This is a genomic window from Erwinia rhapontici (assembly GCF_020683125.1).
In the GTDB taxonomy this organism is placed as follows: domain Bacteria; phylum Pseudomonadota; class Gammaproteobacteria; order Enterobacterales; family Enterobacteriaceae; genus Erwinia; species Erwinia rhapontici.
Genome location: NZ_CP085627.1, coordinates 2,141,150 through 2,156,289 on the forward strand (window position 1 = coordinate 2,141,150; position 15,140 = coordinate 2,156,289).

The following is a 15,140-nucleotide window of genomic DNA, read 5'->3' on the forward strand; positions in this document are numbered from 1 at the left end:
TGAGGTCATCAGAACCAGGTTTCCATCTGCACACCGAAGTTCCATTCGCCGCCTGCGCTGAAGCCGCTGCTGCCGAATGAATCGTCGCTGGCATAGCGATCAAGCGAGCTGTTCCAGTCCATCCAGCTGGCGAAGAGGCGGATCTCCGGACGGGTAAAGAAATCACCGATATCAGCCACTTTAAAGGTGGGGGCAACGGTGAGTTTCCAGAAACTGCCGGATACTGCCTGACGATCTTTATAGCCTTGCGGATCGAGGTCCATATACTGATAGCTGCCTTCGTAAGCGAGGGCAAAGTTTTGGTTAATCTCCTGGATCAAACGCGCATTGAGCGTGGCCCAGCGATAGTGGTCACCGGCGGCATAACGATCGCTGCTGGTTTGCGCCAGCACGGCCGGGGCAAAACTCCATGTTTTATTCAGCGGCGTGACGCCGTAGCTGGCGAGGCGCCAGGTTTCTGCCTGCTGGGTCAGATTGCCGTCAGAGCCGATGCCTTTCACTTCGGCCCCGAGCCCGCGACCATACAGCAGGGCGGTTTTCGCCGATCCTTCGCGCAGGCCCCAGAAACTGTCGTTGTGCAGTGCCAGCATAGCGTGAACACCGCTGTCACCGGCATTGTCATTCTCGCGGCTCGGATTCAGGCGCTCATCGTTATCTTTTGCCCGCAGCCCGCTTACCATCAGCTGGAATGGACCGGCAAAGTTATTGCTGGTGACAATGTAGTTCTGAATGGTGTTATCAATCGCTTCAATATCGCCGAAATTACGCCCGTACAGCGAGAAGTTACTCTTCAGGCCATCTGCCCACTGGACGTCATAGATCCCGCCCCCGGTGCCGGCAAGGAACACCACATCCGAGTCAAGCCAGTGAATATCGAAGTTATCGCGGTCAAAGCGTTTACCCGCCCACAGCGTGCTCTGGTCAAACACACCGGTGAATTCCGGTAAATTGCCCAGTTCAACAAACGCCTGACGAATGTTCAGTTCGCTGGTACTGCCTGTCCAGTCGTTATAATCCCGCTGACCGTCGGCCAGCATCGCTTTGAAGCGGGTGGTGGCACCGTTGGCAAGCTGCTGCTTGTGTTCAAAGTTCAGCTCAACGTAGGTGTTGTTTTCGTTACCCAGTCGCCCAACGGCACCGCCAGTGTCCCCGGCGGGCGTCAGATAGGGGCCACTTTGCGTTCCCGCTGCGGAATCATTCATGATCAGACCGGAACGTGCATAGCCGTGGAATTCGAAACCGTCAGCGAAATTGCTGGTGCTGGTGGTCGCGGCGGTGGTGGCCGGAGCGGGGGCGCTGGCCGCCACAGGCAGGGCGGCGGGCTGTTTCTGTTGCTGTGTTTCCAGGCGGACGATTTTTTTCTCTGCTGTCTCGGCACGATTTTCCGCGATCGTGGCACGATCTTCGGCTTTTTGCAGACGCTGCTCCATTGCCATCAGTCGCTCTTCCAGGCTGGTCAACGTGGGTGCGGCGAAGCTGAATGTCGGTACGGCTAAAGCGAGGCCAATGGCGGTCGCCAGAATACGAGGTTTGATCATTTGCACGGTTCCCAGTGTGATTGTTTTGTTTTTTTGCTAAACCGGTTCGATGCAGAGAGTAAGCGAAGCGGATTATGTATTTCAATCACATTGGCTAACCCGGTTTAGGAAGTGTGATCGGGTTGGCAGTTTAGCGTGTGTTGGGGGGCTTGCGGCAGGCGCATCGCCCGCTAAAGCGGGTTCTCTCAGTCGGTCGGTTTTCCTGCCGGAACGGGCGTGACGGGACATCCCTGTCCCGGCACACCCTCTCGCCGACGTCCTGTCGGCTCGTCCTGGAAATCCGCTCTCCTTCGGCGAGGCTTAATTGCCGCTCAAAAGGTCAACGGCCAGGTCAAAAGAACAATCAAAGACAAGTCAGACAGACCAGACACAAAAAGCCTTTCTGGGTTTTTGGTCATTTTTTTAAAAAAAAATTTGGGTTTTAGGGTTTGACCTGGGGTTTGATGTTGAGGCGGCAATTAAGCTGCGCTGAGGAAGTGATGTGAACCAGGATGAACCGCCAGGACGGCGGTGAAAGCTCGGGCCGGCACAGGGAAGTGCCGTCACGAGCGGTCCGTCGGTGAACGGAACTTGCGAAGGCACCCGCTGGAAGCGGGCGCGGCGCCTGCCGCAAGCCCGGGGTCAAGGGGCGGCGGCGACTGGCCGCCCCTTGTCGCTCAGCCCGCGCAGCGGGAAAGCGAAACGCCCTTGACCTTAAGACCTTGACCTTAAGACCTTGCCTTTCAGGTTGCCCGCTAAAATTTCATAAGATCACCAGCATAAGGCAGGGCGGTCATCGCCCCTTTGGCGGTCGTCGCCGCCGCACCACTGCGCTGTGCCTGTTGAATGGCATCATCAAGCCGCTCAGGTACCAGCGGATGCGCTTCGGTCGCCAGCGCAGCCAACAGCCCGGCGACAAACGCGTCGCCCGCACCGGTGGTATCCACCACCTCAACACGCGGGGCAGCCACGTGTTGAACAGACCCGGCCTGCCACAGGTACACACCCTGGCTGCCGCAGGTCACCAGCAGCAGTGAAGGTTGATACTGTAGAGTGAAGCGATCGATGCCAGCCGCCATGTCGCGACACGTCGTCAGTGCGCAAAGCTCATCTTCTGACAGCTTGATAATATCGGCCAGCGCGAAGGCATCGGCCAGTACAGCGGCCATTTCCACAGGGTCTGACCATAAATCATCGCGTAGATTCGGATCGAAACTGACCCATCCTCCAGCCATTTTTATCGCGCGCATCGCCTGCATCGCCGCGCTGCGTGAGGGTTCTGCACTCAGGGCGATGGAGCATAAATGCAGCCCTTCACCGGCATGGAAAGGAGGCAAACGGTCGGCACTGAGAAACAGGTCAGCCGCAGGACGCACCATAAACGTAAACTGGCGTTCTCCCTCAGCATCCAGACTGACCAGTACCGTCGAGGTACGCTGACCCGGGGCGCGGTACATCCAGTCGATATTCACGTTTTCATGGTGCAGGGTCTGTTGCAGGAATTCACCAAAGGGGTCATCGCCAACGCAGCCGATAAAGGCGCTGTGGCCGCCAAGGCGGGCAATACCCACGGCCACATTGGCAGGGGCACCGCCGGGGCACTTCAGCAAATGTGTTTCCCCCTCGGGCAGGAGGTCTACTACCGCATCGCCCAGTACCCAAATTTTCTTGCTCATTGTCATTATCCTGAAGTGGTTATCTGACGAAAAGCTAAACTGGTTTAGCAAAAAAATCAAAATTCTTTTATCGTTTTGACGAGGGTTGGGTGAGAGAAGGCGTAAAGATTTTCCTCTGGCTGCCGATCACCTTAAGTGAAACTTTTTTCTTTTGTGATCGCCTTCAAACTTGATTGCGTACGCGGAAATGCATAAGGTCGTTAGTAGCATTCAGATGTTGCTGAAAACGAGACAATTCACGGAAGCAGTCAGGACAGCGTGGACGTCAAGCCAGGGTGTTGGAGGTGCAATGTTAACAAGAGATTTCCTGTTACAGGCCGATTGTAAAACGGCTTTTGGCGATATCGAAGAGTCATTGTTGTGGACCAGTGAACAACGGGCTGCTTCGCTGGCGGCGGCGCTTGCCTGTCGCCCCGATCATAGCCCGGTATGGATTTTTGGCTACGGCTCCCTGATGTGGAACCCGGTATTTGAAGCGGATGAAGTCGCTGCCGGTACGCTGAAAGGCTGGCACCGGGCGTTCTGTCTGCGGCTGACCGCCGGGCGCGGCACCGCCAGCCAGCCAGGACGTATGCTGGCGCTGAAAGAGGGCGGACAAACCACCGGACTGGCATTCTGCCTGCCCGAGGAAAAGCTGCACGAAGAGCTGGAACTGCTGTGGAAGCGTGAGATGATCACCGGCTGTTATCTGCCGACCTGGTGTGACATGGCGCTGGATGACGGGCGCACGGTAACCGCACTGGTGTTTGTGATGGACCCGCGTCACGCTCTGTATGAGCCGGACTCCTGCCCGAAAACCATCGCGCCTTTGATCGCACAAGCGAAAGGGCCATTGGGTACTAACGCGCAGTATCTGTTTTCGCTGGAAACAGAGCTGAAGCAGCGGGGGATGCATGACGACTGTCTGACAGATCTGGTGCAGCGTGTGCGTGAATTACAGCAGTGCCACAATGGATTGGTGGGATAACCGCATCGCGATGGCCCACACGGAATAACGTCAAACGTGTATCCCGTGTGGGCATCGATCTCGCAGAACTAGCGGCCCGGGTTAATTAACCAGGTGCCTGCATGATCAATCTTCAGCTGCTGACTGTGAACACCGGTTGATGTACGCACTTCCAGATGATAATCCCCCGCCGCCAGGTTCAAGGACGCGTAACCGCTGTTGTTAGGCTTGACCTCCATCACGCTGCCGTTCAGCAGCAGAGAGTCGTTACCGCTCAGTTTCAGGTAGACGGTTGCCATTGCCGGCGCGCTGGCGGCAGGTGTTTGCACGGCGGCGGTAACGCTGCCGGTGGTATTGCTGGCGGCAGCAGAATGCTCGGGTGCCACATTATCGCCACGATTCAGTCCCCACACCAGGGCCGCTACCGCGATGACCGCCAGGCCGCTGAGTAACATCAACGGCCGCGACAGGCGTTTAGCCACGCGCGGGGCCATAACCGGCTCCATGGTGCCCGCAGCAGGATTAACCGCCAGCGCAACGGGTTCGGGGTCGGGTAACTGTGGCGGTTCTTCTTGCGGCACCACCACGTTACTCACCAGTTCACCCATTTCACTCACCGGAGAATCGAGCAGGGCGGCCAGGTCATCAATGGACTGCGGACGCTGTTGCGGGTCCATCTGTAACGCCTGGTCAATCGCATTGAGCAGCGACAGGGAGTAGCCTTCCGGGCGTAATGTGCTGAGCGGCTGGTAGTGATCTTCGATGCAGCGCACCACGCTGACCGGCGGCGGATTGCCCGTAATCAGCGTATGCAGCACGGCGCCCAGCGCATAGATATCGGTCCAGGGACCCTGATCGCTGTCGCCTTCTTCGCTGTACTGTTCAATCGGCGCATAACCCGGTTTCAGCATAATCTCCGTTTCATCGGAAAGGTTACCGATCTCTTTGCGCGCCGAACCGAAGTCGAGCAAGACCGGCAGTTGATTTTCCTGAATCTGAATATTATCCAGCGAGATATCACGGTGCAGATAACCAGCACGGTGGAGGGTATTGATGGCACCGAACAGCGGCGGGAGCAGCTGGCGTATCCATGCCTCGTTAATGCTTTCCGGGCTGCCCTGTTGCCACTCTTTCAGCGTCATCCCACTGTAAAACAGCGTCCCCATATACGCGGTGCCGTTCTCTTCCCAGAAACGCAGGACGTGCAGCAGTCCCGGGTGATTAAACCGTGCCAGCAGACGTGCTTCCTGGATAAAACTGTTCAGTCCGGCGTTAAATAAGCGCTGGTAGCGTTCGCCGCGCAGCTGGATGGCGAGATCATCGTTGCGGCTGGCCAGTGACACCGGCAGATACTCTTTGATCGCAATCGTCCGTTCCAGCAGGTGATCCCAGGCGCGATACACAATGCCGAAACCGCCGCCACCGATCACTTCCTTGATTTCAAACTCATTAAAACGGTAGCCCGCCGGGAGGGCGTTCGGGACATTTTTTTGTTGTTCGTTTGCCGACATAGTGAAACGCTCCTGGCGTCCTGATAAACGGGGTTTAGTTAACGGTGCGCCAGGCGCCAATCGCCGGGTCGGCCAGGTCGGCGTGCAGGTCATCCACCAACAGCACATTCACTTTCACACCTGCGTCGATGATGCCTGACCAGGTTTTGCGTACGGCATCCACCGTTGCTTTCAATGCAGCCCCATCGCTGGCCTGCGCTTTGTCCATTTTCACCAGTAGCGCACCATCAAATGACCACACATGCAGGTTATTATTAAAGGGCAGCACCAGCCAGCTGTTAGGGGCATCGCGCCGTGCCAGCACCAGGCGCTGGTTATTCACTGCCACCACATCCAGGGAGTCTGGCTTCGGATGCAGATGCGTCAGCGGATAGCCCTGATAGAAACTGACGGCCAGCGGTTCGCGCGAGTTACCCTGAGCCAGCGTCAGTGTACTCGAGCCTTCCAGCCAGCCTTCGGTAGAGCAATTCATCGTTTTATCGTCAGGGATAAACAGCGACTGGCCGTTATCATCCCACCAGGTGCGGAAATGGCAGCCGCCGGGAAGATCGAAATGCTGCAACGGCTCGGCGTTAGCCGGCTGCGAGAGATCGAGTGGCGAGGCATTACTGGCCGTTGCCGTCGCGGTGGCATCCGCGGTGACAATAGGGCGCCAGCTCTGCTCTTTTGCCGCCGTGCCGGTCGCCAAAACCGTGCCTTTACCATTGGTCATCTGCCAGGGCAGTTCCAGCAGTTTGCCACATTGATTTTGCAGTAAATTTCCCACGCGCGGTAAGAAGCTGGTCAGCACGCCCGATTCGGTACTTTTACCGGAAACGATGCGCAGGTTAAGCGTCTCCTGGCACCATGCCGCAGGCGTGTTGCTGGTCACATTATCGATAAACACTTCCAGCTCAAGGCTGGGGGAATAGACCACTCGATAGTCTGCCGCCTGGGCCGTGGTGGCGAACAACAGAGTCAATGTAGCTGGCAACCAAAATTTCATAGCATTCCTTGGTGTTAATCGCGTGGCGGGAGAAAACGGGCAGAATCCGCCATGGAAAAGAGTAATGTGGTCTCTTGAGGTGAACCCACCCATACCGCCACGGCGCTCAGATTATCTGTTTTTGCGCTACGGTCGATGGCTTTTTGCATCAGCGCCAGCCACTCGGCAGGGGAATTAACCATACGAAGCGCCTGCTCCATCTCGGCGGGCGTCAGGTTACTCCAGAAACCATCCGTGCAAATTAAAAATGCGTCACCATCTTCCAGCGCCATCACTTCGCTGTAACCATGCGGACTCGCGGTATCAGCACCCAGGGCGTTATACAGTAAATTACTGTTAATTCCCGTATTTTCGTAACCTGCATCCTGCAACTGCTGTACCAGACTGTGGTCGCGGGTGACGCTATGGACGACCCCGCGACGGAAGAGATAGACCCTGCTGTCCCCGGCATGTACCCACCAGGCGTGCAGGGCATCACGGTCAATAAACAGCGCAGCCAGCGTGGTGCTCATCTGGTGAAAATTCGGATTAATCTCCTGCACATGGCGAATAGCTTGCTCGGTATTGTCTATCAGCGTAGCCGTATGCTCGGGGTGCAGGGGCGCTTCGCCGTCCAGCTGACCAAGCAGGGTATCGCGGGCAATCTGCGCGGCCAGTTCGCCACCCGCACTTCCTGCCACACCATCGCAGACCATAAAGCAGGCACTGTGTTGCCCCAGCAGGGCGCCAGTGGTGTCTTGATTGCTTTCACGCTGGCCGATCTGGCTGGTGGCAAAATAATTGATATTCATGCATCTTCCGGGGGAGTTTGCGAATCTTTATATTGATTAACTTCCACATCGTAAGCGTGCAGGAATGCTTCACCAAACAGGGTGTGGAAGTCATCCTCAATTTCCCCCGCGGTCTGCTGATAGTGGCGCATAAAATAGTCCCAAAGTGCCGCTTTCTTCGTGCTGCTCAGCGCCAGACGTGGCACCACGCCATCGCGACGGGCCAAATCTTCCAGCCGCTGTGGATTAAAGGATTGCAACATTGCGGCAATAATGGCGCGAATACCGGCGATCATCCCCAACTGGTGGGCCTGTAAATCGACCAGCGCATCGCGTACTGCCTGCTCCGGTGGCATAAAGCCTGGCATCTGGCTCTGGTAAATCTGCATCAATACGGTTTTACCGGAGGGGAGGATCTTAAAGGGATTATTCGCCTCATTAAGGATCATGGTCATCTCAGCCTTGACCCCGCGTTTGAGGATCGAGCGTGACGAGAGCAACGCAACCGTTCCCTGTGAGAACAGGCTCAGCATACGCCCGGTGGTACGCATCTGGTCTTCAGTTAGTGGGGTTTTCTCCAGCGTGGTATCCAGCCCCATACCGTCCAGCAGGGCGGCCAGCAGACGCTGTTCACGCGAGCCCTCAGCACTGCTGTCATGAGCGCCAGCGGGCGCATCGTGACTGACCGGATCGATGCCCAGCCGGGCCACCGTCTGGCGCGCCGATCGCAGCCCAAGCGCCTCGGCAGTGAGGCTTTCCATCTGCGGCACGATAAGGCCATCAGCGGTGTGATGCATTCTTAAGGGATCGTCATTGCTGCCATCATCGTCAGCAAACAGCGACAGCGGATCAATATGTTGCTCTGTGGGGACCGTAACGCGCTGCGGGTCGCTGACATCAATCTGATAAGGGCCAATGGCTAAGGTATCGCCGTGATCAAGCATCACCTGGCTGCCGCGCATCAGTTCGCTGCCGTTGTGGATCACCGCGATCACACTGCCCTGGTTGGTCAGACGGCAGTCGCCGTTTGCCGCCACATGCACCAGCGCCTGTAAACGAGAGATTGCCCGGTCAGGGTCGGGCAGCACCAGATCGTTATCAACGCTGCGGCCAATCGTGCCGCCTGGTGGCAAAAAATCACAGGCGGTTACCGGAACATCGGCCTGATTCTGCAAAATGGTCAATCGCATGCGTTTTTCCTGCAATGAGGCACGAAGGCCTGATCACTCTATTCAAACATCGGCGGATAGAGCCCGTGACGGCCCGACAGCGATCCGGCTGCCGGATGAAATAACTGCGAAAACAGCTGAGCGGTCAAATTACCGCTGTGCTTATGGCTGGCAAGCGGATAGCCATCGCTCTGATTAGTCCACCAGTAACTCGTGTACTGTAAGGGGTCAAAGCGCGTGGCGACTTCCCGCCAGGCCAGCGTACACGGCAGATCCTGATAGCCAATCACATCCATAATATCGGAGCGCCCGGTGTCCGGTAACGACAGCGGTGGGATGCCCCGCAGCGCCTGTTCCAGCCAGTCGGCGGAGTGCATCTGTTGTATGGCCTGATTCATCGTGGCGCCCAGCTCCTGGAACCATTCCCCGGAGATGGACAGCTGAGCCGGGTGCCAGGCTTTTACCGGCACGCTCTGAATCACCAGCAACGGCCATGCGCGCCCGACTCTGTCGCGCGACGGCATCATGCAGCCGATCTGCACGCGTTGTACGCCCAAGGTGGCGGGCAGCGCGAAATTCCATATCGGCGCGCGGCTGAACGGGTCAGTCGTTCCGTCATGATGGTGATGCCAGTGCGCCAGCCCAAGCTGAAACCAGTGCGACCAACTGTCAATCAGTGCCTGCGGCATCCGGCGCAGTAAAAAGTCGCCTGCCGTTGGAAGCTTGCCATACCATCCCAGGTCATTTTTTACTGCCATGACGACGACCTTCTCAGTGAGCTGCGGTGAGTTGTCTGACCATCAGCGCGTTATCACGCATATAAGGCGAACTCAGTATCTGACGATCCAGTAACTGACTTAAATGCCAGTCCAGCTGCTGGATTTGCTGTGTCGTGACGCTGGACGGCAGGCTGCGTTGCAGATTCTGCATCACCCAGCCGCGCAGGAACTCGCCGTCATAGCTGCGCGGCTGGTACAGCATCTGATAAGCGCGCAGGGCATTGCGGCTGAACTCAGCATCTTTGCCGTCATCATTGCGTAGGGTTTGTGCGATGGTCTGCGCCACACGCGGCAGCAACAATGCTCTCAAAGCCCCCTGATACAGGCCCCAGGTCGCCTCGCTGATCTGGTCCCCCCGGTACAGTCCGCCACGCAGGCTGAGCGGAGGAGCATTCAGTGAAAACTGGCTGCTTTCGGGTAATGCCACCAGACGGTTTAAGAAGGGTAGCAGATCCAGGATGTTGCCGTGATTATTGCTGGTCAATTGCACCGCTTCCCGCGTCACGGCAGGTAAGCGTGTGGACACCTGTTCCAGATAGTGCTGATTCTTATAATAGCTGGTGATCCACAAGGCTGACGCCGCCACTAACGCCACGCCGAGCACCGCATAGCCTGCCCGGTGTAGCAGACGGTTGCGCTGTTCCCAGGAGCGATCGCTGCCCGCCAGGCGGCGCTCTTTAAACACTACATCACGCAGCAGGCCGTGAATAAAGTAGCTCTGTCCCTTATTCGCCGGGATCGGAGCGCTGCGATTCACACTGTCCCAGCTGGCAATCGACTGCCCCTGAGGTTGTGGCAGTTGCAGCTTGCGTGACAGTTCGCCCATCACCCGGTCAAACGGCAAGCCTTCTTGTGTCCCGCTGGTAAAGAACAAACCGCGTGCAGCCCAGGGTGTTTCGCTGTTTTCCGGCGAGAAAACAATATCCAGATATTCAGCCAGAAGGGGACGCAGGGCGCTGAACTCCTGAGGAAACTGGAAACACTCAGCACGCAGGGTAAGGTCGCTTTCCTGTGCCATTTTGTCGCTGAGATCGGCCATCAGCCGGGATAAAAGGCACTGAAACTGCTGTTCAAATTGAGCGTGAAGTCGGCGATCGCCCAGGCCTGGCTCCCAGGGGAAAGTGAAGCCCCAAATCTGTTCACGTTGCTGCTTATCCAGCCGGGCGAAGTAACGCATAAAACCTTTGAGCAGGTCGGTTTTGGTCACCATGATATACACCGGGAAGGGGATACCGGTTTGCTGGTGTAATTCTGCCATGCGCTGGCGCAGCGCCGTGGCCTGCGCATGGCGTGCCTCTGCTGAGTCGCTCAACAGCTCCGCCACGCTGATGGTCATGATCACGCCATTGATGGGCTGGCGCGGGCGATAGCGCTTTAACAGGGTGATAAAGGTTTGCCATTCGCTGGCATCGCGTGCGCGCTGGTTCTCTTGCAGGGTATAACGCCCGGCAGTATCCAGCAGTACGGCCTCGCCGGTAAACCACCAGTCGCAGTGGCGGGTGCCGCCGATACCGCGCAGCGCGCTTTTCCCCATCGCATCACTGAGCGGGAAGTCGAGGCCGGAATTAATCAGTGCTGTGGTTTTACCGGCACCAGGCGCACCGACGATCAGATACCAGGGAAGCTGATAGAGATACTGCGCGCTGAAACGCTGTAGCCAGCCTTTACGTTTGCCAAACTGGGTTTTTTTTAACAGCATCGCCGCTTCACTGAAGCGGTTATTGAGCATTTCACCCGTAGCCTGTAATTCCGCGTGGTCGATATTGCTGAGTTGCAGGCGTGTCAGCAACTTGCTGTTGAACCAGGCGCGGTAAAGCTGAGGGATAAGCTGAAAGAGTATCCACAAAAAGTAGCACAGACCGATTAACAGCTGGCGATTTAATGGGCTGTCCAGCGACTGGAAACGGGTAAAAGGCAGCAGCGGTCCCACCATCCAGATCAGGGCAGACAGCGCGGTAACACCGACCAGCCCCCATAACAGGCGGCTGGAGAGCAGTGAAAAGAAAGTGTTCAGCATTAATTTTTCCCCGGAGTGTGGCTGTCGTCTGACTCAGGGGCAGCGAACAGGGTGATTTCAACGCGGCGGTTCTGCGCGCGATTTTCGTTACTGTCGTTCGGTAACAGTGCACCGCTATCACCCCGGCCCTGTGCGCGCACGTTGATGCCTGGCTGGGCGATCAACTGCGCCATCATGCTGCTGATGGCGCGCGCCTGGGTGGCAGAGTATTCATAATTTGAGGGAAAACGGCTGGACAGTATCCGCTCGTCATCCGTATAGACGCTGACCAGAATGGTCCCTTTGGCGGACTCCATCGCGGTGGCCACGCGGGCAATCAGCGCACGACCTTCAGGAGACAGCACCGTCGTGGATGGCGCGAATAAGCGATCGGCCGGCAGGATGACTTTACTGCCGTTGGCGCTGTCGGTGACATCAACCTTACGTTCGGCAATCAGATCGCTCAGACGCAGGCGTAAATCGAGCAGGGCCTGCGGAGCTGCACCGCGCTGTCCTGCGACCACTTTTGGCAGCGGCGTTTGCCAGATCTGCCGCAGTAGCGGTTCTGCTGCATTGCCCAGACGCCAGTTGAGACTGGAAAAAATCAGGCAGCCAACAAACGTGGCAAGAGAGATACAGACCCACAGCGGCACAGGTGGGCGCCACAGCGTATTTTGCCCGGCGGCGACGACCGTTTGCAGAGGCGGCGGTTCCTGTTGTCCACGCGTTTCCTGGATAAGCTGTGCGAGGCGGGTACGTACGGCATCCCGTTGCAGGCGGCCGTTATCCATGCTGCGATAGCGACCCTCATAACCCAGCAGTAAACAGAAATGGATCACTTCCAGTAGCCAGAGATGCTGGGTGGGATTCTGGGAAATGCGTGCGAGCAGCTGAAAGACTTTTTCGCCGCCCCAGCTTTCATTATGGAACGTGACCAGCAAACCATTGCCGGACCAGACGCCACGGCTGCCCCAGGGGGTTTGTGCTGCGGCTTCGTCCAGCACCGCGCAAAGTGTATAGCGGGCACCAATAATCATTTCAAACGGCATGCCAGTCTGTTTGCAGCGTGTTTCGAACTGGCGTATTTCATCGATCAGCTGATGGCGTAAACCGGCCGGATCGTCATGGGTGGCCGCCAGACGAATTTGTACAATGGCATTGAGCAGCGGAGAGGCCGCTGTTACCAGGGGATTGTCTGGGCTGACCGGTGTAGCTGGGTCAACGGGAAATTCCGACGTCATCAGGATGTGTTAATCTCGGCTGTGTGCCAGCAGGCAAATAGGGTCAACTTCACCGTAGAGTGAATAAAACGCTTTTGCTGCCATCCGTGGCAACGGTGAGGCCTTATCCGGCGCGCTTACTCCAGAATCCAGGTCGCCGTATTATTGTTGCGGCAGGCTTTGCTCTTACCGCCAACATCGACGCACACTTTCTTGCTGTTTTTACGCGGGCGCGGGCGGTCACTGCGCAGTGTGGCATCGTACATATCGCTCTTCACCCCAGCTTTCAGCGGCACGTAGCCAATCAGCTGTTGCTCATCAACGTCAGCAATGGCGAACCAGCGGTTCTCCACTTCACCCAGCACCAGGAACGGCTTACCGTTTTCCAGATAGCGCACCACTTTGCCACTATAGTCGGGACGGGTCATGACAGACGCATTATACAGGGCGCGATAATTCTCATTCACTGGAGTGAAGGATGCGGGGGCTTTCACCGCATAGCGATGCGTTAACGTTACGCCATCAACAACGCTGCTGACGACGGTGTCATCAGTGACAGGCGGTGGAGGCGCTTTGCATCCCGCTAAAGTGAGCACGGCCAGCAGGGTAAACGCGATGCTAATTTTCACATTGGTCCTCGTGAATATCATCTATAAATCGGGTTCTTTACAGACGCGACAGGGCGGCATTAAACGACGCCATATCGTGTTATTAAAAGTCAATTACTCTGTACGTTCCAGGAAAAAATCTCACAGGTTTACATAAAGATAATTCTCATGTCAGTTTACCTGACGCTTTTGGGAATGGAAACCATTGCAGGAGCCTGTTGAACATGTTATCGGCCTGCTATAAGCGTGACAGAGTTTGCCTGAAAGGTGACAAAACGGCAATTTGATTAGCGTCAATAATCGGTATTCCGCTCTGCGCTATGGTGGTTGCTTAGAAACCACACGCTGGCTGACTATCACGTAATTGAATGAATAAATATGACTTATTGATTCCGTATCACTCCAGTAAACAGGCACTATGCCTTTTTTCAGTGAAATGCCAGTCAGATTCGTCGCGCCATCCCGGCACGGTAATTGCTTAGCCAGACCTTTTGAATGCTAGCGGAGTTAAGTCGATGACAGATCATTATCCTTCTGCGCTGGCGTATCTTCTGGCATCACGGCAGCGGGAAATCGCCAGCCTGCGCTCCCTTTTACAGAGCGGAAGGCTGACAACGGAAGTCAGTCAGTTGATTCATGAGATTCAGCGCGAACGGGGAGCAAGCAATCTGTGGATTTGTTCTCAGGGGCAGTTGTTCAGTGACGAGCTATCGCAGTGCGGATGCCGGGTCACTCGCAGCCAGCAAGAGGTGATGCTCCTGCTACCGGCCGTGCCGGATGACAGTCAGGAGGGGCCCGCATCCAGCCGTCTCTACAGCCGTATTGCCACCGCCTTGCAGGCACTGGGGGAGCTGAGCACGCTGCGGAAGCAGGTGCGGACATTGCAGTTGACCCAGGCCGTTGTCATGGAGCAGTTCAACCATATTATCCGCCAGTTGCTGAACCTGGTGTTTGAAATGGTGGATACCGCTTCGGACCCCGGTGTTTCGCGCGTGTTAATTGCCATGTTCAGCTTTATGCAGGGTAAAGAACTGGCCGGGCAGGAACGGTCTATCGGCGCGGCAGGGTTTGCTTCCGGGCAATTTACCCCGGCAATCAGTCAACAGATTGTAGCGTTGATTGATGCCCAGGAGCGCTGTTTTAGCCATTTTACCGGATTCGCAGACGAAGAGAGCCTGCAACGCTGGCAGCAGGTGGCGCAGAGTGAAAATAATATCGAGCGGTTAAGGCGTATTGCCTGCACGACTGCACGAACTGATGAGCAGGGCGCGGCAATGGCGCTGCGCTGGCATCAGTCTTTGAGCCAGCGGATCGATGGGCTGAAAACGGTGGAAGATTGTCTTGCTCGCGCCCTGATGCAGCGCTGCCGCCAGAGTATTGCTGCGGCTGAAGCTCAGCGGGATATCACCCCGATCGACCTGCAACAACAGATGCAAAAAAGTGCCCGTGAGCCGGCCTGGAGCGTCTTCATCGCTGGAAATGACGGACGGGTACCTGTTTCGTCAGGCAGGCAGGAGCCCGGTGGGCTGACACCTCAACTGGGACGGTCATTACTGGCGCTGATCCAGCAGCAGTCACAGCGGCTTCAGGATCAGGATAATGAGCTGGCCGCCATGCGAGCCAGTATTGAGGATCGTAAGCAGATCGACCGCGCCAAAGTGTTACTGATGCAGCACCACGGCTACAGTGAAGAGCAAGCCTGGCAGGCGCTACGTAAAATGGCGATGAATCAGAACAAGCGCATGGCGGATATTGCCAGCGCACTGCTGGCGGTGGCTTCTGCATTTGCGTCTCAGGACAACTAAGCGTGTGCACAAAGATTGTGCACCTTTTGCTTCACCGCAGCGCACAACGACGTGCCTGGCGGCGGAAGCCGCGCTTAACGTGCGTAGTCGAAAGCTAAAGTACTGATCGCACAGCGGCATATAAACAGCTGTACCGGACCCGGTTCTGGCACAGTGTT

Annotated in this window: 12 protein-coding genes; 2 read left to right on the forward strand and 10 right to left on the reverse strand. The window is 56.6% G+C overall.

What is annotated here, in order from left to right; translation table 11 throughout:
- Positions 1–8 precede the first annotated feature (8 nt).
- Both LJN55_RS10110 and LJN55_RS10115 read right to left on the reverse strand, forming a co-directional pair.
- Complete coding sequence (locus LJN55_RS10110; protein ID WP_167864582.1) at positions 9–1,538, reverse strand: carbohydrate porin; 1,530 nt, start codon at positions 1,536–1,538, stop codon at positions 9–11.
- Between the two features lie 734 nt (positions 1,539–2,272).
- Positions 2,273–3,193, reverse strand: a complete 921-nt coding sequence (locus LJN55_RS10115) for an aminoimidazole riboside kinase (RefSeq protein WP_227536187.1) — start codon at positions 3,191–3,193, stop codon at positions 2,273–2,275.
- 289 nt (positions 3,194–3,482) lie between these two features.
- Between LJN55_RS10115 and LJN55_RS10120 the strand changes: the two genes are divergently transcribed.
- Positions 3,483–4,160 (forward strand): gamma-glutamylcyclotransferase, encoded by a 678-nt coding sequence (locus LJN55_RS10120; RefSeq protein WP_133845397.1) that lies wholly within the window; start codon positions 3,483–3,485, stop codon positions 4,158–4,160.
- A gap of 68 nt (positions 4,161–4,228) precedes the next feature.
- Here LJN55_RS10120 and LJN55_RS10125 read toward each other — a convergent pair whose 3' ends face one another.
- From LJN55_RS10125 to LJN55_RS10160, 8 genes are all read right to left on the reverse strand, one after another.
- Positions 4,229–5,650 (reverse strand): serine/threonine protein kinase, encoded by a 1,422-nt coding sequence (locus tag LJN55_RS10125; RefSeq protein ID WP_212816066.1) that lies wholly within the window; start codon positions 5,648–5,650, stop codon positions 4,229–4,231.
- 34 nt (positions 5,651–5,684) lie between these two features.
- Positions 5,685–6,635, reverse strand: coding sequence for a hypothetical protein (locus LJN55_RS10130; RefSeq protein ID WP_159337239.1), 951 nt, complete (start codon positions 6,633–6,635; stop codon positions 5,685–5,687).
- Between the two features lie 14 nt (positions 6,636–6,649).
- Entirely contained in the window at positions 6,650–7,426 is a 777-nt protein-coding gene (locus tag LJN55_RS10135) for a PP2C family protein-serine/threonine phosphatase (protein ID WP_227536188.1), read from the reverse strand.
- Positions 7,423–8,595: a type VI secretion system-associated FHA domain protein TagH gene (tagH, locus tag LJN55_RS10140; protein ID WP_227536189.1), complete on the reverse strand. Its 1,173-nt coding sequence runs from the start codon at positions 8,593–8,595 to the stop codon at positions 7,423–7,425. The genes LJN55_RS10135 and tagH overlap by 4 nt, the downstream gene beginning before the upstream one ends.
- Before the next feature lie 38 nt (positions 8,596–8,633).
- Positions 8,634–9,332: a type VI secretion system-associated protein TagF gene (gene tagF / locus LJN55_RS10145; protein WP_159337236.1), complete on the reverse strand. Its 699-nt coding sequence runs from the start codon at positions 9,330–9,332 to the stop codon at positions 8,634–8,636.
- 13 nt (positions 9,333–9,345) lie between these two features.
- Entirely contained in the window at positions 9,346–11,370 is a 2,025-nt protein-coding gene (gene tssM / locus LJN55_RS10150) for a type VI secretion system membrane subunit TssM (protein WP_227536190.1), read from the reverse strand.
- Positions 11,370–12,590: a type IVB secretion system protein IcmH/DotU gene (icmH, locus tag LJN55_RS10155; RefSeq protein ID WP_227536191.1), complete on the reverse strand. Its 1,221-nt coding sequence runs from the start codon at positions 12,588–12,590 to the stop codon at positions 11,370–11,372. Before icmH ends, tssM begins: the two co-directional genes overlap by 1 nt.
- Before the next feature lie 116 nt (positions 12,591–12,706).
- Entirely contained in the window at positions 12,707–13,219 is a 513-nt protein-coding gene (locus tag LJN55_RS10160) for an SH3 domain-containing protein (RefSeq protein WP_133845380.1), read from the reverse strand.
- A gap of 473 nt (positions 13,220–13,692) precedes the next feature.
- Between LJN55_RS10160 and LJN55_RS10165 the strand changes: the two genes are divergently transcribed.
- Positions 13,693–14,982 (forward strand): nitrate- and nitrite sensing domain-containing protein, encoded by a 1,290-nt coding sequence (locus LJN55_RS10165; RefSeq protein WP_227536192.1) that lies wholly within the window; start codon positions 13,693–13,695, stop codon positions 14,980–14,982.
- Positions 14,983–15,140 lie beyond the last annotated feature (158 nt).

Bases quoted from the DNA above. Each gene is read 5' to 3' on its own strand.
- LJN55_RS10110 (WP_167864582.1), bottom strand. From the start codon at position 1,538: ATGATCAAACCTCGTATTCTGGCGACCGCCATTGGCCTCGCTTTAGCC.
- LJN55_RS10135 (WP_227536188.1), bottom strand. From the start codon at position 7,426: ATGAATATCAATTATTTTGCCACCAGCCAGATCGGCCAGCGTGAAAGC.
- tagF (WP_159337236.1), bottom strand. From the start codon at position 9,332: ATGGCAGTAAAAAATGACCTGGGATGGTATGGCAAGCTTCCAACGGCA.
- tssM (WP_227536190.1), bottom strand. From the start codon at position 11,370: ATGCTGAACACTTTCTTTTCACTGCTCTCCAGCCGCCTGTTATGGGGG.
- LJN55_RS10160 (WP_133845380.1), bottom strand. From the start codon at position 13,219: ATGATATTCACGAGGACCAATGTGAAAATTAGCATCGCGTTTACCCTG.
- LJN55_RS10115 (WP_227536187.1), bottom strand. From the start codon at position 3,193: ATGAGCAAGAAAATTTGGGTACTGGGCGATGCGGTAGTAGACCTCCTG.
- LJN55_RS10120 (WP_133845397.1), top strand. From the start codon at position 3,483: ATGTTAACAAGAGATTTCCTGTTACAGGCCGATTGTAAAACGGCTTTT.
- LJN55_RS10125 (WP_212816066.1), bottom strand. From the start codon at position 5,650: ATGTCGGCAAACGAACAACAAAAAAATGTCCCGAACGCCCTCCCGGCG.
- icmH (WP_227536191.1), bottom strand. From the start codon at position 12,590: ATGACGTCGGAATTTCCCGTTGACCCAGCTACACCGGTCAGCCCAGAC.
- tagH (WP_227536189.1), bottom strand. From the start codon at position 8,595: ATGCGATTGACCATTTTGCAGAATCAGGCCGATGTTCCGGTAACCGCC.
- LJN55_RS10165 (WP_227536192.1), top strand. From the start codon at position 13,693: ATGACAGATCATTATCCTTCTGCGCTGGCGTATCTTCTGGCATCACGG.
- LJN55_RS10130 (WP_159337239.1), bottom strand. From the start codon at position 6,635: ATGAAATTTTGGTTGCCAGCTACATTGACTCTGTTGTTCGCCACCACG.